The sequence below is a fragment of the Acidobacterium sp. S8 genome, from assembly GCF_009765985.1.
In the GTDB taxonomy this organism is placed as follows: Bacteria; Acidobacteriota; Terriglobia; order Terriglobales; family Acidobacteriaceae; genus Alloacidobacterium.
This window is the reverse complement of sequence record NZ_LMUM01000019.1, coordinates 1-19,598: the sequence shown is the minus strand read 5'-3', so window position 1 is coordinate 19,598 and position 19,598 is coordinate 1. Positions and strand designations below refer to the sequence as shown.

The 19,598-nt window shown below is 56.7% G+C and carries 20 protein-coding genes; 9 read left to right on the top strand and 11 right to left on the bottom strand.

The window, feature by feature from the left end; translation table 11 throughout:
- Positions 1 to 36: 36 nt before the first annotated feature.
- From GSQ86_RS06715 to GSQ86_RS06705, 3 genes are all read right to left on the bottom strand, one after another.
- On the bottom strand, positions 37 to 429 hold the full coding sequence (locus GSQ86_RS06715; protein ID WP_158749194.1) for a RidA family protein: 393 nt from the start codon (positions 427 to 429) through the stop codon (positions 37 to 39).
- Positions 430 to 452: 23 nt separating this feature from the next.
- Positions 453 to 725, bottom strand: coding sequence for an oxidative damage protection protein (locus GSQ86_RS06710; RefSeq protein WP_158749193.1), 273 nt, complete (start codon positions 723 to 725; stop codon positions 453 to 455).
- Between the two features lie 167 nt (positions 726 to 892).
- The gene (locus tag GSQ86_RS06705; RefSeq protein ID WP_158749192.1) at positions 893 to 3,472 is read right to left on the bottom strand and encodes a ribonuclease R family protein; all 2,580 of its coding nucleotides are present in this window, start codon (positions 3,470 to 3,472) and stop codon (positions 893 to 895) included.
- Between the two features lie 267 nt (positions 3,473 to 3,739).
- On the opposite strand from GSQ86_RS06705, the gene GSQ86_RS06700 reads away from it, so the two are divergent.
- The 3 genes from GSQ86_RS06700 (at position 3,740) to GSQ86_RS06690 (ending at position 6,387) form a co-directional block, all read left to right on the top strand.
- The gene (locus GSQ86_RS06700) at positions 3,740 to 4,291 is read left to right on the top strand and encodes a polymer-forming cytoskeletal protein (RefSeq protein ID WP_158749191.1); all 552 of its coding nucleotides are present in this window, start codon (positions 3,740 to 3,742) and stop codon (positions 4,289 to 4,291) included.
- Between the two features lie 191 nt (positions 4,292 to 4,482).
- Positions 4,483 to 5,397 carry a LysR family transcriptional regulator gene (locus GSQ86_RS06695; RefSeq protein ID WP_158749190.1) on the top strand — a complete coding sequence of 305 codons (915 nt, stop codon included), beginning with the start codon at positions 4,483 to 4,485 and terminating at the stop codon, positions 5,395 to 5,397.
- A 69-nt stretch (positions 5,398 to 5,466) separates the two neighbouring features.
- Positions 5,467 to 6,387, top strand: coding sequence for a YeiH family protein (locus tag GSQ86_RS06690; RefSeq protein WP_158749189.1), 921 nt, complete (start codon positions 5,467 to 5,469; stop codon positions 6,385 to 6,387).
- Between the two features lie 337 nt (positions 6,388 to 6,724).
- Here GSQ86_RS06690 and GSQ86_RS06685 read toward each other — a convergent pair whose 3' ends face one another.
- The 3 genes from GSQ86_RS06685 to GSQ86_RS06675 are packed head-to-tail and all read right to left on the bottom strand — an operon-like array spanning position 6,725 to position 8,332.
- A complete protein-coding gene (locus tag GSQ86_RS06685) occupies positions 6,725 to 7,303 on the bottom strand; it encodes a Spy/CpxP family protein refolding chaperone (RefSeq protein WP_158749188.1) in 579 nt (192 codons plus the stop codon).
- A complete protein-coding gene (locus GSQ86_RS06680) occupies positions 7,290 to 7,772 on the bottom strand; it encodes a hypothetical protein (RefSeq protein WP_158749187.1) in 483 nt (160 codons plus the stop codon). Before GSQ86_RS06680 ends, GSQ86_RS06685 begins: the two co-directional genes overlap by 14 nt.
- Positions 7,769 to 8,332: an RNA polymerase sigma factor gene (locus tag GSQ86_RS06675; RefSeq protein ID WP_254062199.1), complete on the bottom strand. Its 564-nt coding sequence runs from the start codon at positions 8,330 to 8,332 to the stop codon at positions 7,769 to 7,771. Before GSQ86_RS06675 ends, GSQ86_RS06680 begins: the two co-directional genes overlap by 4 nt.
- Positions 8,333 to 8,470: 138 nt before the next feature.
- Here GSQ86_RS06675 and GSQ86_RS06670 point away from each other — a divergent pair, with 138 nt between their 5' ends.
- Positions 8,471 to 9,832, top strand: coding sequence for a DUF5666 domain-containing protein (locus tag GSQ86_RS06670; protein ID WP_158749185.1), 1,362 nt, complete (start codon positions 8,471 to 8,473; stop codon positions 9,830 to 9,832).
- A gap of 329 nt (positions 9,833 to 10,161) precedes the next feature.
- A complete protein-coding gene (locus tag GSQ86_RS06665; protein WP_158749184.1) occupies positions 10,162 to 11,115 on the top strand; it encodes a YncE family protein in 954 nt (317 codons plus the stop codon).
- 49 nt (positions 11,116 to 11,164) lie between these two features.
- Here the strand turns inward: GSQ86_RS06665 and GSQ86_RS06660 are convergent, their stop codons facing one another.
- Positions 11,165 to 11,950: a hypothetical protein gene (locus GSQ86_RS06660; protein WP_216841037.1), complete on the bottom strand. Its 786-nt coding sequence runs from the start codon at positions 11,948 to 11,950 to the stop codon at positions 11,165 to 11,167.
- 2 nt (positions 11,951 to 11,952) lie between these two features.
- Positions 11,953 to 12,741, bottom strand: a complete 789-nt coding sequence (locus GSQ86_RS06655) for an SDR family NAD(P)-dependent oxidoreductase (protein WP_158749182.1) — start codon at positions 12,739 to 12,741, stop codon at positions 11,953 to 11,955.
- 184 nt (positions 12,742 to 12,925) lie between these two features.
- On the opposite strand from GSQ86_RS06655, the gene GSQ86_RS06650 reads away from it, so the two are divergent.
- Positions 12,926 to 14,002 (top strand): trans-aconitate 2-methyltransferase, encoded by a 1,077-nt coding sequence (locus GSQ86_RS06650; protein ID WP_158749181.1) that lies wholly within the window; start codon positions 12,926 to 12,928, stop codon positions 14,000 to 14,002.
- A 217-nt stretch (positions 14,003 to 14,219) separates the two neighbouring features.
- Here the strand turns inward: GSQ86_RS06650 and GSQ86_RS06645 are convergent, their stop codons facing one another.
- A complete protein-coding gene (locus GSQ86_RS06645) occupies positions 14,220 to 14,648 on the bottom strand; it encodes an MmcQ/YjbR family DNA-binding protein (protein WP_158749180.1) in 429 nt (142 codons plus the stop codon).
- Positions 14,649 to 14,682: 34 nt separating this feature from the next.
- Between GSQ86_RS06645 and tyrS the strand changes: the two genes are divergently transcribed.
- The 3 genes from tyrS (at position 14,683) to GSQ86_RS06630 (ending at position 17,675) form a co-directional block, all read left to right on the top strand.
- Complete coding sequence (gene tyrS, locus GSQ86_RS06640) at positions 14,683 to 15,960, top strand: tyrosine--tRNA ligase (protein ID WP_158749179.1); 1,278 nt, start codon at positions 14,683 to 14,685, stop codon at positions 15,958 to 15,960.
- A gap of 300 nt (positions 15,961 to 16,260) precedes the next feature.
- On the top strand, positions 16,261 to 16,677 hold the full coding sequence (gene ndk / locus GSQ86_RS06635; protein WP_158749178.1) for a nucleoside-diphosphate kinase: 417 nt from the start codon (positions 16,261 to 16,263) through the stop codon (positions 16,675 to 16,677).
- A 110-nt stretch (positions 16,678 to 16,787) separates the two neighbouring features.
- On the top strand, positions 16,788 to 17,675 hold the full coding sequence (locus GSQ86_RS06630; RefSeq protein WP_158749177.1) for a DUF4097 family beta strand repeat-containing protein: 888 nt from the start codon (positions 16,788 to 16,790) through the stop codon (positions 17,673 to 17,675).
- Positions 17,676 to 17,728: 53 nt separating this feature from the next.
- Here GSQ86_RS06630 and GSQ86_RS06625 read toward each other — a convergent pair whose 3' ends face one another.
- Both GSQ86_RS06625 and GSQ86_RS06620 read right to left on the bottom strand, forming a co-directional pair.
- On the bottom strand, positions 17,729 to 18,646 hold the full coding sequence (locus GSQ86_RS06625) for a sugar phosphate isomerase/epimerase (RefSeq protein WP_216841036.1): 918 nt from the start codon (positions 18,644 to 18,646) through the stop codon (positions 17,729 to 17,731).
- Between the two features lie 192 nt (positions 18,647 to 18,838).
- Entirely contained in the window at positions 18,839 to 19,231 is a 393-nt protein-coding gene (locus GSQ86_RS06620; protein WP_158749175.1) for a hypothetical protein, read from the bottom strand.
- Positions 19,232 to 19,598 lie beyond the last annotated feature (367 nt).

Sequence of the window (19,598 nt, the reverse complement as noted above, 5' to 3'; positions counted from 1 at the left end):
GCCCCACTGTTATTAGATGGAAAATGGCCTGTTCGGTTACATTCTCGCAATGACTTCGATCTCGACCAGACCATCCTTGGGCAGCCGGGCCACTTCGACCGTCGAACGAGCTGGAGCGACAACGCCTTCGGGCGCTAAATATTGCGCGTAAATGGCGTTCATGGCTGCAAAATCGCCCATGTTTTTGAGAAAAACGGTGGTTTTAATCACGTTTTCAAAGCCGATTCCGGCTGCTTCGAGCACCGCTTTCAGGTTTTCGAGCACGCGGGTCGTCTGCGCTTCAATGCCGCCTTCAACCAGCGCTCCCGAGGCCGGATCAAGCCCAACCTGGCCCGAGGTATAGAGAAAGTCGCCGACGCGCACGGCCTGCGAATAGGGCCCAATGGCCGCCGGCGCGCTCTTCGTAGAAACAGCTTGCTTTTCGCTCATTGCAGATCTTGTCTCCGGCAGTTCTAGTGCGATGGCGGGACGTATTCCTTGGGCAGCTCCGACCCTTCGCCGAAGAAGTAGCGCTCCATCTGTTCGACGAGGAACTCCTGCGCCTGAGGCGTCCAGGGCTGCAGGCGGTATTCGTTGAGCAGCATCTTCTGGTGCTCCAGCCACTCCTGCCATGCCTTTTTTGAGACGTTGTGATAGATCTTGTTGCCGAAATCGCTGTCAAAGGGCGGCTCTTCCAGGCCCTCCAGCTCTTGTTTGTAGCGCGAACAAAACACCATATGTGCCATCGTGTCGAAAATTACCTTTCGCTTCTATTGTAAGCAGGCCGGTGGCCTGTGTCTTGGTATGCAAATTAGAGACCAGCCGAGGCATTGACGATAGCGTGATATTCGGGACGCCAGGATATTCACGCCCAGGTTAGCTGCGCGAACCTAGGGCACCCGCATTTACTTGTTTACTTGCGTCGTTTCTTTTTGCCTGCGAACTTTTTCGTCTTCTTGCCCTGCTGCTGCATGCTGCGTTTTTGCTTTTTCTGTTTGCTTGACTTCTGATTGGTCCATGCTGGCGCGGGTGCCTGGTTCTTATTAGGATTGGCTTTGCCAGGACGTTTTGGCTGCGTCTTGTCTGTGGATTCCGCTTCGAGAATGGAAAATTGCAATCTGCGCTCGACGGCATCTACACGGTCAAGCACGACGCGCACTCGTTGGCCGAAGGTGAACTTCCGCCCCCAGCGCTCGCCTATGATCTGGCGAGTGTTTTCGCGAAAGGTGTAGTAGTCGCCGTCGAGCTGGCCAAGGCTCTGGATGGGGACGAGCCCTTCGACAAAGAGATCGTCGAGCTCGACGAAGAGGCCGTACTTGGTCGCGCTCAGGATCATGCCGCTAAAGTCTTCGCCTACGCGCTCGCGCATGAACTTCGTCTTCTTCCACTCGACCAGTTCGCGCTCGGCGTCGGCGGCGCGGCGCTCGTTTTCACTTGACTCCTGCGAGATGGCGGCCAGCTCTGTTTCGGGGATGGGCGATTCCATCTTCGCCTTCGGACGAGGCGCGCGGAACTGGTTCCATGTTGCACCATGTTTTGCGTGTGGTTCGCCGGAGACGAGCCTTCCTTCTCCGCTGATGCCTGCGGCCAGCAGCGCCTTGGCGATGCGGTGCACGATCAGGTCGGGATAGCGCCGGATCGGCGAAGTGAAATGTGTGTAAGAGGAAGCGGCCAGCGCGAAGTGGCCTTCGTTCTGCTCGCTGTAGCGCGCCTGCTTGAGCGAGCGCAGCATCAGGTAAGAGAGGATGCGCTCCTCCGGCCGGCCTGCAATCTTTGCCGTCAGCTTCTGATACATGCGAGGCGTGATGGGGATGTTCTCCGGCACTTCATGCTGGCGCGGATTGCGGCCTCCACGTCGATGCTGCTCGCGGCGGTCAGACTTCATCTCAAACTTACGCACCGGCAGGTTACCGATGCCGAGCGAATAACCAAAGGTCGCCGCCGTCTCTTCAAATTCCACAATGCGGCGCGGCTCCGGCTGCTCGTGGATGCGGTAGATGGAGTCGACGCCAAGGCTCTCGATCCACGAAGCAACGCATTCGTTGGCCGCCAGCATGAATTCCTCGATCAGCCGGTGGGCCCAGTTGCGCTCCGAACGCGTGACGCTTTTCATTGCGCCGAATTCGTCGAACTCGATGATCGGCTCGGGGAGATCGAAATCAATCGATCCGCGCCGCTCGCGCTTCTTATTCAGGATGAGCGCAAGCTGGTGCATGCGCTCGAACTCGGGTACAAAGTCTGCGAACTCACCGCGAACAGTCTCGTCGCCATCTAGAATTTTGTGGACCTGCGTGTAGGTCATGCGTCGCGACGAGCGGATCACGCCTTCGGTCACTTCGTAATCGAGCACATCGCCTTGCGCGTCGATGCGCATGAGGCATGAGAGTACCAGCCGGTCTTCGTCAGGACGCAGGCTGCAGATATCGGTCGACAGCTCCTGCGGCAGCATGGGGATGGCGCGATCGGGAAAATAAACAGAGTTGCCGCGCAGACGCGCTTCGAGATCGAGCGACGTTCCGGGAGTGACATACTGCGCCACGTCGGCGATATGCACCTGCAGCTCGAAGGTGCCGTCTCCGTTCTCGCGCACAAGCACAGCGTCGTCGAAGTCACGCGCGGTTTCGCCGTCGATGGTCACAATCGGCAGATCGCGGAAGTCGCGGCGTTGGGCAATGATTTCAGCATCGAGGAAGGCCACGTCGCGGGCTTCCTTGAGGACATTGTCAGGGAAGACGTGCGGCAAATGGTGCTTGCGGATGACGATTTCCACGTCGACGCCGAAGGCATCTTCATCGCCCAGAATTTCGATTACACGCCCACGCGCCGCTCGAATAGGCGTGGGCCATTCAGTAATTTCGACGTCAACAACTAATCCTTCGAGGTCATCAAATTGCTGCCGCTTCGCTTCTTCGCCGAGAACGCGGTGCGGGCTGCTTGTGGCCGATTCGGGCGAAGGCAGTTCCTGCCCGAAAGGAATGAGGATGGGCTGCGTTATACGCTCGTCGAATGGGCGGACAGTATGTCCCTGCGCCTTTTCGCTGCGCGCATATTGGAACGTCCCGACGACGGTGGGATTTTTGCGCGTCAACACGCGGGCGATGCGTCCGAGCCGGCGGCCATCGGCGCGCGGCGCGGCCAGCTCCACAAGGACCTGATCGCCCTGCATGGCGCCGCTTATCTCATTGGGGGGGATGAAAATATCGTCGTCGCCGTTTTTTGCCCTGTCCGTGGGGCGAACGAAGCCGAAGCCGTCGCGGTGCAGATCGAGACGTCCGGCGAGGAGATTGTCGCGTGCGGCAACGGCCCGCGGAATCCCCCAGAAATCGCGATCTAATTTCACCAGGTCGCCGCGTGCGGTCAACCGCGCCAGATGTTCGAGCAAAAGGCGGCGCTCGCGGCCGCCGCCGAGACCGAATTCGCGTACAAGTTGTTTGTAGCCAGCACGCTGACCGGCAGAGCGCTCGATGTGGCGGATCAGTTCACGGTCAGTCATAGGATGGACTCAAGGGAATAGCTATCCCTCTTTGAACCATATCAAGACACACCTGCGCAGAAAAGATTTGCGAATAGGGTGCAATTTTCAAGCGTCAGTGTTTAAGATGCAAACAGCAGCCCTGACTGCGCGGAATCGAGAGTGCAAGCAGCCCTCGAAGGGATCAGGATCGACATTTCCCAGCGGAACAGCCAGGAACGGGCGAGGGATTCCCGTGAGTTCCACCCGGAAATGATCTAAGTGGAGAAGAAAGGAAATACCAAGCAGATGTGGAAACCAAATCAGACCGGAAACTCTTCGCCAAACCCGAGCGAGCCAGTGCGACCGGCCGCCCCCGCTACCCCCAGCTTTGAACCCGCAGCGCGCAGCACCAGCAGCAGCGCACCGGCAACAGCGTCTTCTTCGGCTACCTCAGATCAGGCGACGATCGGCAAGAGCCTGATCATCAAGGGCGAGGTCACCGGCTCCGAATCGCTCTACATTGACGGCAAGGTCGAGGGCTCCATCAATCTGCCCGGAAACCGCGTCACTGTGGGCCGTAACGGTCAGGTGACGGCGAATATCTCGGCTCGTGAAATCGTTGTGCTCGGCAAGGTACGCGGCAACGTCAATGCCAGCGATCGCGTCGATATCCGCAGCGAAGGTTCGTTGTCGGGCGACGTTGTTGCGCAGCGCATCTCGATTGAGGACGGCGCGTTCTTCAAGGGCGGCATCGACATTCGTAAGCCAGGCAATGAAAAGGGCGGTTCTTCCGAATCGAAGCCGAATTCGGTTGCTGCTGCTTCCTCGCAGGAAACGGCGAAGGCTGTCACTGTTTAAGCGTCAAGGCTCAGGTCATTCTGAGCCGCAGGCGAAGAATCTCCAACAAGCTTGACTTGGGATTCTTTCCTTCAGTTACGCTCAAGACAGGCTCTCCCTTCGGCCCTCAGAATGACGCGGTTTTAAGAAGCCCTGGAGTTTTCTCCAGGGCTTTTGTTCTGTAATGTGGCTGCAGGATGGAAAACTTCAGATTGACGGTCTTTCGCGCCGTGGCCGAACAGGCCAGCTTTCGCAAGGCGTCGGAGTTCCTGCACCTGAGCCAGCCGGCTGTGAGCCAGCATATTCATGCGCTTGAGGAAGAGCTGGGTTGCCGTCTGTTTGACCGCAGCGGAACGCGTACCTCGCTTACGCCAGCGGGCAGATTGCTGCTTAAGTACGCGGAGCGGTCGGTTCGCGTTCTGGACGAGGCCCGCGCTGCGCTATCGAAGCTCGATGGCGAGGTAAGCGGCGAGCTGCGGCTGGGCGCTTCTACTACCGTGGCGCAGTATATTCTGCCGCGCATGCTTGGTGTCTTTCTCAAGGACAACCCCAAAGTCACGCTCTCGGTTGTGAGCGGCAATACCGAAGAGATTGTCGCCCTGCTGCTGCGTGATTCGGTGATGCTGGGCATGATCGAGGGGCCTCCGCGCAGCAAGGAAGTGCATGTTGAGAAGTTCCTCGACGACCGGATGGTGCTCATTGCTCCCGCGAGCCATGAGTGGAGCGGGATGGGCAGCGTTCCTCTCAGTGCGCTTGCCGAGGTGCCATTGCTGCTGCGTGAGCAGGGCTCGGGGTCTCGGCATGTGGTGGAACAGGCGCTCAAGAAGATTGGTTTGTCAGCGAACAAACTGCAGATTCGCATGGCGCTAGATTCGACTGAAGCGATTGTTTCCGGTGTGGAAGCTGGGCTTGGTCTCGGCTTCGTTTCCCAATGGGCGATTGGCAAAGCGGTACGGCTTGGTACGGTGGTTCCGATTCGGGTGGAGGGTTTTGAGCTCCACCGCGACCTCACGCTTATTCGGAGACTTGGACCCGCGCCGGAAGGCGTGGCTGCTGCGTTTCAACGATTTGCGCTGGCGCAGAATCCTGTTCCTTCCGGTAAGCGCAAGCCTCATTCCCGGCGATAAGTAAAACGAATCACGCATCACAATTCGCGCTTGGACGCGCCCTGCACCTGGGTGAAAAGCTCAGGATGTATGCAGAAGAATCTGTTTTTCGTGGGTATTATCATGGCTGCCGCCGGGGTGCTGTCGCCGCCGCTGGCACTGGGCGCGGGATTGGCGTATGGCCTGCTGTTGACGCATCCGTATCACCTTGATAGCAAGCGGCTGGCGAAGTTCCTGCTGCAGGCCTCGGTGGTCTGCCTGGGGTTTGGCATGAATCTCGGCGAGGTGGTCAAGGTGGGGCGCTCCGGCTTTCTTTACACCGCGATCGGCATCTCCTTTGCGCTGGGTCTGGGCTGGCTGCTGGGGCGGCTTCTGAAGGTCGAGAAGACGCAGTCGTTCCTCATCGCCGCTGGGACCGCCATCTGCGGAGGCAGCGCCATTGCTGCGCTCGGGCCTGTGGCCGAGGCGAACGAGGAGGAAATGGCGGTCTCGTTGGGGACAGTGTTTGTGCTCAATTCCGTCGCGCTGCTGATCTTTCCTATCATCGGCGCTGCGATGCATCTTTCGCAGACGCAGTTCGGTCTATGGTCGGCGCTGGCGATTCATGACACCAGCTCGGTTGTGGGCGCGGCGGCCAAGTATGGGACGGTGGCACTGGCGATCGGAACCACTGTGAAGCTGGCGCGCGCGCTCTGGATTGTTCCGGTTGCGCTGGTAACGGCGGCGGTGAGAAAGAGCAAGTCGCAGATTTATCTGCCCTGGTTCATTCTCTATTTCTGCATTGCTGCTGTGATGGCGAGCTATCTGCCGCAGCTACATGTGGCTTATGGCGAAGCGTATCGGCTTGGAAAACTTGGACTTGCGGTGACGCTTTTTCTAATCGGCAGCGGCATTTCGCGGCAGACGCTGAAAGAGGTTGGCGTGCGGCCCATGGTGCAGGGACTGGTGCTCTGGATTATTGTTGCCGGGCTTTCTTTATTTGCGATCAGCAGAGGCACCATCCACCTGTGACCCTCCCCCCTCCCCCCTGCTTCCCGTTTTGTTTGTTTTCAATGGTTTAGCGGGGGGTTCCGGGGGTCTTGGCGGAACAGAATCTTGCCCGAAAAGATTTCAGGAGTTATTTCTATTTTAGCGTTTTCCGCCGTAATAGACTGCCAATGATTGTTGAAACGAATAGCTAAATGTATCAGCGACTTGCGTAGATCTGGACGAGAATTTTCTTGACAGGGGTCGCGGGAAGGCTGGGACGTCCAACGGGGGGTTGCGACGGCTGTTCTGCTTCCCGAACGCCGCATTTAAAAGCAAAAGAGCGGCTGAAAGCCGCTCTTTGGTGCTGTTTTATGAACTTTTACTGCATCTGTGGTGGAGGTGCAGGAGCCTGCGATCCGGGTGCGCCGCCGGATGATGGAGGTCCGCCGGGACCACCGGGTCCACGCCGGTCGCGCGTGCCGCCACGGCTATCGCGGCCATCCCGTCCCCAGCCTCTTTCTTCGCGCATGGCTCTGAGCTTCTTCCACTGGTCGGGCGTCAGCACCTGGCGGATTCCGAGAAGCATCCGCGCATTGCCTTTTTCAAGCTCGGCGCGTGCCTGTGCAATGGCGTCGATCTGGGCGAGAATCTTGCCTTCTTCAGGCTGGTCGGCTTCCATTAATGGCTGCATGATAGCTTCCTGCTTCTGCAGCGATGCGTTCAGGTCGATCAGTTTCAGCCGGTGCTGCTGCATGATGTCGTCCATCTTCTTTTGCTGGTCGGCGGTGAGACCGATCTGCTGGGCAACCTTGGGATCGTTCCACCAGCGGCCGTGTCCACCCTGAAAGGCACGCTCCATTGGCGGCGGTCCCGAATGCCAGTCCTGTGCAAAGGCGTTACCCCCGAGGCAGGCGCCAGCGGCCAGCGCCAGCGCTAAGAATTTGCTAGTTCCTCCCATTTGTTTTCTCCGTTTCCTTGATTGTTGTCTGATTGCTTGTGTAGTCGGCGTCCATATCGGCCAGCGGCTGCAGCGAGTCAGGTACAGACTCGGAGAGCTCGCTCGCTACCTGGTCGAGCAGCGCGGCATCGGCTTCGCGTTGTTTCAAAAGCTGTGCCTGCCGCTGCGCTTCCTGGTGCGCGGCGTGGCTGCGGTAATAGGTGGTGGCGGGCACCAGGGCGGCTATGCAGAGAGCCATGGCGACAGCCCATTCGAGCATGATGCGCCGCTGTGCCGAGCGCTTGCGCTGCGCGGCCCTTTCGAGCTGCCGAGCGATGGGAAGGGGCGAAGCCTGCTGACCGGCTGCATGATGCACAGCGGTGCGAAAATGGCTGATCGAGTTCGCCAGCCCTTCGAGATCGCGCTTGGTCGCCGCGTCGCTCTCGGGGTACAGATCCTGCACCTGCCGGTTTGTTGTCTCTTTGGTCATAGCTTGCCTCCCATGCTCCCCCGTACCGCAGCCAAGGCGCGATAGAGATGCGTTTTTACCGTGCTCGGGTTCATGCCCGTTGTTTCTGCAATTTCTTTCAATTCCATCTCTTCGACAAAGCGCAGTACGAAGACGCTGCGCTGCTTGGGCGGAAGCTGATTGACCGCCTGCCAGACATGGCCGACCTGCCTGCGAGCGATCAACTCGGCTTCGGGCGAACTGCGTCCGTCGGGCACCCAGTCGCTCACGTCGATTGGATCGAGCGCCGTCTCGCGCGTCTTGGTCCAAAAGCGCAGGCGCTTGCTGCGCAGGTGGTCGCGGAGCAAATTCATGGCGATCTTCATCAGCCAGGTGCTCAGGCTGGAGTCGCCGCGAAAGTGCGCCCGCGCCATGTAGGCCCGAAGAAAGCAGTCCTGCGTCAGGTTCTCTGCCGTTTCGCGGTCGCGCAGCGAAGCCAACAGAAAGCGGAAGACGCGCTGACGATACAGCCGGACTACTTCGTCGAAATCGGCCAGATCCAGTACCGCCTGCTCTCGCGCCAGCGGCGGAAGCTCACTCACTACTGTTTGTTCCATGCATAGGAATAGACGGGTGTGTTGCGGGGGCGACTACATAAAAGTGATGCAACATTTGTCCTGATTTCGTAAAATGATCAAAAAGCTTCCTATATCAATCGTATAGCTTGGAATTTTCTGCTCATGGTTCGTTCGTTTTTCTGTTGTATTCTCTGCCTTTTCTCTGTTCTGACCACTTTTCCCGCAGTCGCGCAATCGAAAGTAAACCTCGACGGCTACGTGACGCATATAGAAGCGCCAGCCTCTTTCCGCCTCAATCAGCAGCCGGTTGTTATTACGCCCTCAACTACATTTGTCCCAGACATTAATACAGGAAACGAGATCAGCTTTTCGCTGGGCATGATTTCCGCTGGCAAACGCATCTCGATTCGCGGAGTGGAAGACAAGCAAACGCGTATCATCACCGCCAAAAGGATCGAAGTCATCGACGGCAGTTCGCAAGCTCACAGATCCGGATATGCTTCAGAAGACCGCGCACCAGCATTGACAAGAGATGGCAGTGGATGGCGGGGGACTGTGTATACGGATGGGTATGAGATCGTAGTCGATCCGCAAACAGCCATACAGTTGGCTCAGGGAGTGACCGATCCAAATGTATTCAGGCCAGACATGCGTGTCGCGTATGAAGCAGAGCGACAGAATGACAGCAGCCTTCGTGCAAAATCATTGCTTTTCACTATCGATGGGAATGTTGCGGATGAAGAGCAATTCCGTGCCAGCAACGACTTTAAAATTGATCTGCCCGACTATGACAAAAAGGTGCCGGGCAAAGTTCATTTCTTTCTGCAAAGCTATCGCATTCTTTCAGATCGCCGACTGCAGGAGGCCATCAATGCATTTGGGCAGAAACTAGTTCCCGCCTGGCAGAAAGCTCTGCCTGATTCAGATCCAGCCAAAATTCACTTCCGCTTTCTGGTGATCGAGAAATCGAAAGCCTTGAACAAGACAATGTCCAACGATGCGGGCACGGTGCTGATTCCATCCCAGACCATCACGAAGCTTCAGAACGAAGCCCAGTTAGCTTCACTGCTATCCGCAGATATAGCTGCGGCTATTGAGAGTGACACTTATCGCAGCCGATCGCACAAACATACTCAGGAAGCAACCGAGATTGCAGCCTATCCGGCGATAGGCCTGTTGGGAGATATTGCTGTTAACGAGGCATTCGCGGCTGGCTACTGGACACCGCTGATTGAGCACGAGTACAGGGTCGGCCTGGGCTATGTTGTGGCCGCCGGATACGACCCGCGTGAAGCTCCCTTAGCCCTGCAGCGCCTCACCGCAAGGCACCCTGATGAGACAGCCGGAAAACGACTGCCACCGTTGGGCAACTATCTGGATGTTGAACTTGGTTTCGACTATATGGGAGTGGATTTTGCGTCGCTGCACAAAGGCGAAGCAGAATATGTTGCGCTCGCGAAGATGACATTAGCGGCTGATCCAAAACTGAAGCAGGATCAAAAGGGCCGCCTTGCAAACGATTAGATCAACTTTCCCATAGCTATAAACCTGCTTCATTCCGAGGACGTCGAGCAGCGCGTAAAGAGCTATCGCGAGCGAAGCCGCAGGAAAGAGTAACCACCTGGATGGCTGGAGATTCTTCATCTTTCTCTTCGCTCTGCGAAGAGCCAGCCTCAGAATGACGACTCTATTCTTTTGGCCTGCGGTAGGGAATTGAAATGGGCCATTCCTGGCGGTGAGCCAACCCGGCGCATTGCGAACCTCATCTACTCTTTCGCAGCAGCTGTCCGGCCATCGCTGTAAGCCCACGAGTCGAGACTTCATCACCCATCCCAACTTTCTTCGGAGCGCCAATGTCTGGTTTCTGGTTCAAAGGCAAGCTAAGCCTGCTTGTGTCAGCGTTTTACCTGCTTTCATCTGCTGCGGGCGCTGCTCATGCGCAAAAAGTAGTCGCTACTATTCCTGTCCTTTTTGCTTCGGATGTCACTGTCAACCCGCTGACTGGCCTGGGATATGTTCCTGCCGGCAACGGGGTCGATATCATCGATGAAAAAAAGAATGCTTCCGTTGGTTTTATTGCGATCGATTCGAGCTATGGGGCCGAAGAAGCTGCGATCAATCCATTCACAAACAGGCTCTATGTTTCGACATCGCAGGCTTTATATGTCGTGAATACAGTTACAAATAAGGTCATAGCGAGGGTAAATGTGCCTGCCGTGGGTGTAGCGGTGAATGTCGTCACCGATAAAATTTACGTTTCCGATTTCAATTCGAGCGTTTATGTGGTGGACGGGCATAACAACGACATTCATAAACAAATATCGCTATCCGGTGGCGTGGAAAATCTTGCGGTGAATCCGGTCACCAACCGCGTTTATGTTGCGGAAGAAACTTTCCCCGGAACCGTAGAGGTAATTGATGGCAAAAATGACAAGGTGATGGCGAGCATTACCGACGGCGGAGCTTTGACTTTCAATGTTGGTATCGACACGATTCACGACATCATCTACACGGCCGATCAGCTGGGGACGGTGAGCGTGATCAATGGTGCGACGGACAAGCTTACGGCGACGATCCAGGTTGGCGGTCAGCCGGCTGATGTCTCGGTCGATCCTCTGCATCAGCGTGTGTATGTGGCTAACAGCGGACTCAACGCAGTGCAGGTGATCAACGGCGTGAAGAACACCTTGATCGATTCGATTCCTGTTGGCAATGGCCCTGATTATTCCGATATCGATATTCTGCGGGAACTGCTGTACGTAGTGAACAGCCAGGACGGCACCGTTACGGCGATCAATACAAAATAAGAAGTAGACTGCACGCAGCCGAATGATCCCTATGCTTTCGGCTGCGTTTCTATTTTTTGATCTTTGCTGCGGTCGCATCCACGTCAAACGCATTTGGCGGCAGAGGCACGTTGTAGGCGGCTTTGTAAACGAAGCGCTGGTTGGTCATGTCTCCGTTGTGGAAGCGCGTCATACCGAACGGGGTAGGAATGCCGTCGATGGTGTGGTAGTCGTCGTACTCCTCGACCTCTTCGTTCTTGTCTTTGTAGAGCGGGTCGCGCCATTGATAGGTGCGGCGTAGTGGCAGGTGGGTCTGCGCGTCCATTTGAATCGTGATGGAATCATTGCTGGCGTTGATGAGGGTGACCTGATCGGCCAAGTGACGCTCGGCGAGTGACTGGCCGTCAAAGAGATAAATTGTCCTCGGATCTTTCATCCACACCTTCACCGCGGTTTCGATGGAGTGGTCACGGCGACGCAGGAATTCGTCGCGCTGGTCGGCGGGCAACGCGCGCTTGCCGCGATAGGTGATCTCCCAGCCTTCACCGCCGAGGAAGATGTCGACGACGTCATGCTTCTTCGAGAGCTCGATACGGTCCTTGTCGGGGAAGACGTGCCAGGAGAAGAAATCGCCGATGGCGCCGGTAGGCTTGCCCTGGTAAAAGCCGGAGGTCCGGCCTTCGATATAGGTATTCTGCAGGGTCAGCCAGCGGTCGCCACCCAAGGCCGCGACCATGGCGTCGAGTGCGGCGTGGGCTCTCTTTGAATTGGCGTCCTGTACGGCATCGGTTTGCGCCCGCAGCGAATGTGCTGCAAAGAGAACTGCCAAAATTATCAGAATCCAGATCTTCTTCATCTTCACCCCACCAGAACCGCGCCGCCATTTACATTGACGATTTCTCCGCTCATAAAGCCTGCCAGCGGCGTGCAGAGAAAGAGAATTGGACCCGCGATTTCGTGCGGAGTCGCTACGCGCCCCAACGGGATGGTGGCGAAAATCTTCTGGCTGGTCACCGGGTCATTCAATGCGGAGGCTGACATGTCGGTGTTTACCCATCCGGGAGCAACACAGTTTACATAGATGCCCTCACGCGCCAGCTCGCTCGAAAGGCTCTTGGTCAGGCTGATGATGGCGCCTTTGGTGACGGCGTAGTCGGCGTGGAAGGCTTCGCCACGCTGACCGGCTGTGGAACTGACGAGCACGATGTGTCCGGCGGGGGAGCCGTTTCGCGGCTGCTGCTGCATCTGGGCAACGGCTGCCTGAACCAGGCCGAAGACGCTGTCGAGGTTGATGCCCATGGTTTTGCGCCACTGTGATTCCGCCATGGAGGCGATGGGCGCGTCGTGTGGTGGCCAGATGCCGTGGTTCACGATGAGGCAGTCCAGGCGGCCGAAGGCTTTAACGGCATCGGCGACGAGGGCGCGGCCATCCTCAGGGGATGAAAGGTCCTGTTCGAAGGCGACGCACTTCGAGCTGCCGCCGCAGTCGGCTGCAAGGGCTTCGGCTTCAGCGCGGGCGGTTTGGTAATTGAATGCCACCTGCGCGCCTGCATCCGAGAAGATGCGGACGCATTCGGCTCCAATGCCGCGCGAGCCTCCGGTGACGAGGGCTACTTTGCCTTCGAGCGAGAGTGCAACTCCAGTCATGACTTGACGCTACTTGAGGCGGGCGCGGCAGGCAAATCGAAGAGCCTATTGCCTCAGTGCTGCTAGATGACTATGATTCTGCTGCTTGCCATAGACGGGCAAATCTCTTCTCTCCCGCTCCGGCCCCTGCACAGCCTGCTCGATCCACCCGTCCACGGCGGTCTTTCCCAGGGAGGAAAAATTTATGTCTACTACATCGGTCCGGGCTCTCGATCCGGATAAGCTCAACACACTTTTACACAAGGCAGTTGTCGATATGGGCGCGGCCATGCAATCGGCTCTGATTGTGATCGGCGACCGGCTGAATCTTTATCGCGCGATGGGAGATTGTGCGCCGGTGACGGCGGCGGAGCTGGCGCAGCGCACCGGAACCAACGAGCGCTATGTGCGTGAGTGGCTGAACGCCAATGCTGCCGGTGGCTACGTGGAATATGATCCGGCGACGGATACCTATGCGATGACGCCGGAGCAGTCGTTTGCCATGGCGCAGGATGATTCGGCGGTACACTTGCCGGGGTGTTATCACATGCTGGCTTCGTGCATGAAAGATGAAGAGAAGCTGACGGATATTTTCCGTACAGGCAAGGGCTTTGGCTGGCATGAGCATGAGAAAGGGCTGTTTGAGGGATGCGAGCGATTCTTTCGACCGACGTATCTCGCGAACCTGACGTCGAGCTGGATTCCATCGCTCAATGGCGTGGAGGAAAAGCTGAAGGCCGGGGCGCGGGTGGCGGATATTGGCTGCGGCCACGGGGCTTCGACTCTGTTGATGGCGAAGACCTATCCCAACTCTGAGTTTTTCGGCTTCGATTACCACGACGCTTCGATTGAGCAGGCGGCGAAAAAAGCTGCTGAGGCGGGTTGCGCGGATCGCGTGCACTTCGATGTAGCTCCGGCGAAATCGTTCCCCGGCAACGGTTACGACTTTGTCGCCTGCTTCGATTGCCTGCACGATATGGGTGATCCGACGGGGGCGGCGGCGCATGTGCTGCAGTCGCTCGCGAACAACGGAACGTGGATGATTGTGGAGCCGATTGCAGGGGATGATATTGCTTCGAATATGAATCCGATTGGGCGGATTTATTATTCGGCTTCGACTGTGTTCTGCGTGCCTGCTTCGCGTTCGCAGGAGGTTGGTTTGGGGCTGGGCGCGCAGGCGGGGGAGAAGAATATTCGCAAAGTTGTGACCGATGGCGGCTTTACGCACTTCCGCAGGGCTGCGGAAACGCCGTTCAATATGGTCTTTGAGGCTCGGGCTTAGTCTTCTCTTATCGTCATCCTGACCCCTCGGTCGTCAAGAATGACGGCGGTCGTGTCCAGTCTAGATTTACAGGAAAACTTGTCAGGGTAATTCTGTGACTGGAGACAAAGTGGATCCTTCGCTGCGCTCAGGATGACGGCATAGGGGGAGGACCGCTACTTCTCGCGTAAGGTCGGAGGATTTTTGCTACTTCTTGCGTGAGATTAGTGGGATTACGTTACTTTTTGCGAGAAGCCAGGAGCTTCTTTCTGTCGGCGATCAGTTTCTTCCTCTGGGTAGCCGGCAAGGCCAGTGCATCTCGTGTTCGCTTGGGCAGCTTCGCTAAGACGATGGCGTGGGCGTGGGTTAAATGGTCTTCGAATTCATGCTGGGAGAGCGCGTCCCACCGCTCCAGGCATACCCAATAGGCACGCGCCAGATACGGCGCGGGGATTATTCCGTCGATTTCGAGCAGTTCAGCGTAGCGTTCCGGACCAGCGGCGAAAGAGAGCACACCGCGTCCATCCTCGTCGAGATTGGTGAGGGCGAACATCTTGCCGCCGATGGCTTTATCGCCTGCCCAGAAGACAAGGTTGGCACCCCATTGCATCGTCTCTTCGACGTGCGGCAACTTGAGCAGGAATGTTCGCAGGCGCTCGGCGTCCATAGCTTCTGTTGTACCTCTTATACTGAAAGAAGCAATGGCCAATTTTCTTCCTGTAGATGAACAATTAGACCTGCTCCAAAAGGGAGCGGCAGAGATTATCCGGGTCTCCGATCTGCGTGAGCGGCTGGAGAAATCGCGGCAGAGCGGCGTACCGCTGCGTGTGAAAGCCGGGTTCGATCCGACTGCTCCTGACCTGCACCTGGGCCACACGGTGCTGATGCGCAAGTTGAAGCACTTTCAGGATCTTGGGCACCAGGTGATCTTTCTTGTTGGCGATTTTACGTCGCTCATCGGCGATCCAACGGGGCGATCGGTGACGCGCAAGCCTTTGACGCGCGAGCAAATTGACGAGAATGCCAAGAGCTATACGGATCAAGTCTTTCGCATTCTCGACCGCGAGAAGACCGAGGTACGCTTCAATTCCGAGTGGCTGGACAAGCTTGGTTTTGAGGGCATTATCCGGCTGGCGGCGAAATTTACCGTTTCACAGATGCTCGAGCGCGATGAATTTCATAAACGCTTTCAGGAAGAGAAGCCGATCTCGCTGCACGAGATGCTGTATCCGTTGATGCAGGGTTATGATTCGGTCGCTTTGAAGAGCGATGTGGAGCTGGGCGGGACCGATCAGAAATTTAATCTTCTTGCCGGACGCGAACTGCAGCGCGACAGCGGCCAGCCACCGCAGATTGTGCTGATGACGCCGATCATCGAAGGACTCGACGGCGTGCAGAAGATGTCGAAGTCGTTGAACAATGCGATCGGCATTCACGAGCCGCCGCAGGAGATGTTCGGCAAGCTGATGTCGATCAACGATGAGCTGATGTGGCGCTACTGGACGCTGCTCACGGACCTGCGCCAGTCGGAGATCGACCAGATGCAGGCCGATGTGGCGAGCGGAGCGCTGCACCCGATGGAAGCGAAGAAGCGGCTGGCGCGCACGATTGTCAGCGGCTTCTATCCCGACGAAGCGGCGAAGGAAGCGCAGGAAAACTGGACGCGTATTCACCAGGAACGGGATTTGTCGGCTGTTCACGATGAAGTGCGGGTGGATTGGGTTCAGGTTGCGGTTGTCGATGCAGTTGCGCTTGAGAGGCTTAAGGGAGATTCTGCGCTGCCATTCCCGGTTAGCGTTGCGAAGCTGTTGGTTGCGCTGGGTATCTCTGAATCGCGGACTGCGGCGGAGCGTCAGGTGGCAGCGGGCGTGCAGATTGATGGCGTCGCGCGGAAAGATCGCACGATTGAGGTAAGCGGGCGCCCGGCGAAGGTGACGGTCAAGGTCGGCAAGAAGGCGAAGACGGCGGTGATTGAGTAGACCGTGAGGCCCAGGGCTAAAGCCCTCATTTATGGGGCTATTTCACCGGCCTGAAGGCCGGTGCTTCTACCCGTAAAAGCTATTGCTGAGAGAAAGTTGCTTGCTGAAAGCAAAACTTGCTCGGGCATGGCTTGGGATTCTTCGCTACGCTCAGAATGACGACCTTTTCTACGCGTTCATGAAGTGACGGCTTCTGGTGTCGGTTTCAGGACGATGTCTTCCGCTGGCTCCCAGAACAGCTTGCGGGTCGGCGTGCTTTACACTGGAAGTAACGCATTTTTTGCAAGGGAGAACAACCAGGTGTCACAACGCACCTTCAGCATTATAAAGCCAGACGCGGTCCGTAAGGGCTATACCGGAGCTATTCTCGCCGAAATCGAGAAGGCGGGTTTCAAGATTGTCGCCATCAAGAAGGTTTCCATTTCCAAGGCGCAGGCCGAGGGCTTCTACTACGTGCACAAAGAGCGGCCTTTCTTTGGCTCGCTGACCGATTTCATGTCCTCGGGGCCAATTTTTCCTCTCGTGCTTGAGAAGGACAACGCCATCGCCGATCTTCGCAAGCTGATGGGCGCGACGAATCCGGCTAATGCGGAAGAAGGAACCATCCGCAAGCAGTTTGCCGGATCGATCGAAGAGAACGCCATCCATGGCTCGGACGCGGAAGATACCGCCAAGTTCGAGATCGGCTACTTCTTCGCCGGCTACGAACTCGTTTAACTTCTTACCCGCTTCATCATGCTGAGGGCTTTCCGTTCCGGAAAGCCTGCAGCATTTTCTCAACGGAACCAATGCAGCGCCTCCTGCGTATGGCACGACAGGAGAGAACCATGCCTTCCGCACGATCCTGCCTCTTTTCTTCCTTCGCCCTTGCCAGCGTCGTCATATTTTCAGCCAGTTATGCGCGTGCGCAGGATGCTGAGCACGACTGGGAGAAGTCCTATACGGTTACCGGAAAACCGTCGCTGACGCTTGAAACGTCGGACAGCCATCTCGATATTCGATCGTGCGGCGAGTGCAAGACGGTTCAGATCAAGATACATTCCGGTCAAAAGCTGAGTGAATTCCGGCTGGAAGAGAGTCAGTCCGGCGATCATGTGTACTTCACTCTCAAAGAGAAGCCTCGCGTGGGATTCCATGTGACCTGGAACAATCATGAGGCGACGTCGGTTGTAGTGATGACGCCGGGCACGCTGGAGCTGGACGCGAAAACATCCGACGGCAACCTGACGGCGAAGGATTTGCAGGGAGATTTACGGATTCATACCGGAGACGGAAATGTTGAACTCGACAATCTTCACGGCAATCTCAAGCTGACTTCGAGCGACGGCAATCTTACGATTCAGAATGCCGCAGGCACGCTGGAAGCGCGCGGCTCTGATGGACACATGAAGGTGGATGGGAATTTCTCTGCCGTGCAGCTGCACACGAGCGATGGGACGCTGGAATTCTCGCTTGCGGAAGGTGCTCAGTTAACCGCGGCGTCGCGGATCGAAAGCTCGGATGGACATGTCACGATCCGGGTGCCGCATACGCTGGCTGCCGATCTCGATGTTTCAACGAGCGACGGGCGCATCGATTGCTCGCTGCCGCTGACGATGGATCACTATGACAGCCGCGAGAGCTCAGGGCACCACATTCGGGGAAAGATGAATGACGGAAGTATTCCGCTGTCCATTCACACTTCGGATGGCAATGTGAGTATCTCTCAGCTGTGATTTTGCGATGTATCGGCGTCCGGATGAGTCACTCCGGACGCCGATGCGTTGGATCAAACGCGCATGGCATGCAGGTATTGGTAATCCTGCTTCAGTTCATCCAGCGCGTCGCCGTCGAACTCTTCCTGCTCCACAAAATAGTGCTTCACGCCTGCAGTTTTTGCCGCGGCAAAGATCGGCTTGTAGTCCACCGTACCCTTGCCGAGCACCGTGGAGTGGCGTTCGCTTGGTTGTGAGCCGGGAGTGACGGGCTTCAGGTCCTTGATGTGCAGCATGGAGAATCGGCCTGGATATTTCTTCAGGAAGGCAATGGGGTCTTTTCCGGCTGCTGAGACCCAGCCGCAATCCATTTCCAGCGTGACGTAGGCTGGATTTGTGTCCTTGAGCAGCACTTCGAAGCCGTTCAGACCGCCGCCAAGATCGTGGAATTCCGTCGTGTGGTTGTGGTAGCCGAACTGGATTCCCTCTGCTTTATATTTTTTGCCGATCTCGTTGAACTGGTCGCAATTCCAGCGCCAGTCATCGGCGGTCATGCCGTCGCGAAAATATTTGCCTGCGCCTCCGGGATAGCTGGCGAGTTTTGAGGGGTCGGCAACCGACGGCGACGAGCAGATGACGTAACTCAGCCCTACGGCTTTTGCATACTTCAGGATTCCGTCCACGTCTTTCTGTAGCTCGCCCATGGGATAGTGCGCGCTTACGCAGTGCAGGCCCGCAGTCGACATGGCGGCCTTCACTTCTTCGGCGCTGTGATTGTAGAAGCCTGCGGCTTCTACCTCGCGGTATCCGATGGCCGCAACCTGCTTCAGAGTGCCCAGATAGTCGTTCGGCAGCAGCTTACGGACGCTGTAGAGCTGAAGGCCAACCGGCAACCCGAGGGGGTCGGCCATGAGCGCGCGTTCGCCAAGCTTCAAAGCAGCGGCAGCGGCTGCTCCGGTTTTCAAAAATGTTCGTCTCGTGATTTGGTTCACTCTTATCGCCTCTCCGGTCAAACGCTTTAAAGCATAAAGAGGTTTGGCCTGCTTGCCAAGTTTTGGCGGCTTCCGGGGCGATGCAGAGTGTCGGGAGGGATTAGAAGAGGCGGGAATTGTTGGGAGCAAAAAAAAATAGAGCCTGTATCGGAGCATGAAGATACAGGCTCTTCCTGGAAGGGGTGGTTGCTACTACCGGCCGCCCGAGATTGACACTTCGCGTTGAACGCTATGCCGCTCCCGTTTGTCCAGTACTTGTGTGGTCCGCGTCGCGAGACGAATGCTGTGCAATTCATGCGAGCCGTCTGTGGCATCGTCGAACTTCATCGACAGTGCGGGGGCGTCGGTACCAAATTCTGTGGGTGAAACGATCCAATGTGCAGAGACTTTTGGATTGTTATGGTTGGTCATGACCAGGATGCTCTCGTTGGGGTCGAGGCTCACGTCATAGCTTCCAGCCTGGTAGGTCTTGCCATGTGATTCAAAATTGAAGGGAACGTTGACCGTTACCTTGCTGAGTGCGAAGGCGGCGCTGGAGCTTGCCAGAGCTGCTGCAATAACGAACATCCTTGTCATCGGTCGCATAGTGTTTCCTCCCTACGAGACACAAGGTACGAAGTTGAAGGGATGGTTGTCGTTAAGCTGCCGTCTAGTTCTTGTCAAATCTAAAAGAATGTTCTTGACGGATCATTCGCTGGTGAATTGGGTTTTTCGTGGTGATTATTGTGGGGAGTGGATGAAGCTGGAGTAATCGCCCGCCGTCAATAAGCGGCCGCCTACACGGCAGTGATGCCATGAGACGCACCGCATACGACTTCAACACCTTAGGAACGGTAAGCTTGGGGTCTTCTTTCGGCCGCGAGTTCCCGGCAGTGGGCCAATTTGATCTGGGCGTGAAGTTTCCGAAAACCGGGGCGGTCTCAACCGATGGATGCAACATCATCTGATTTAG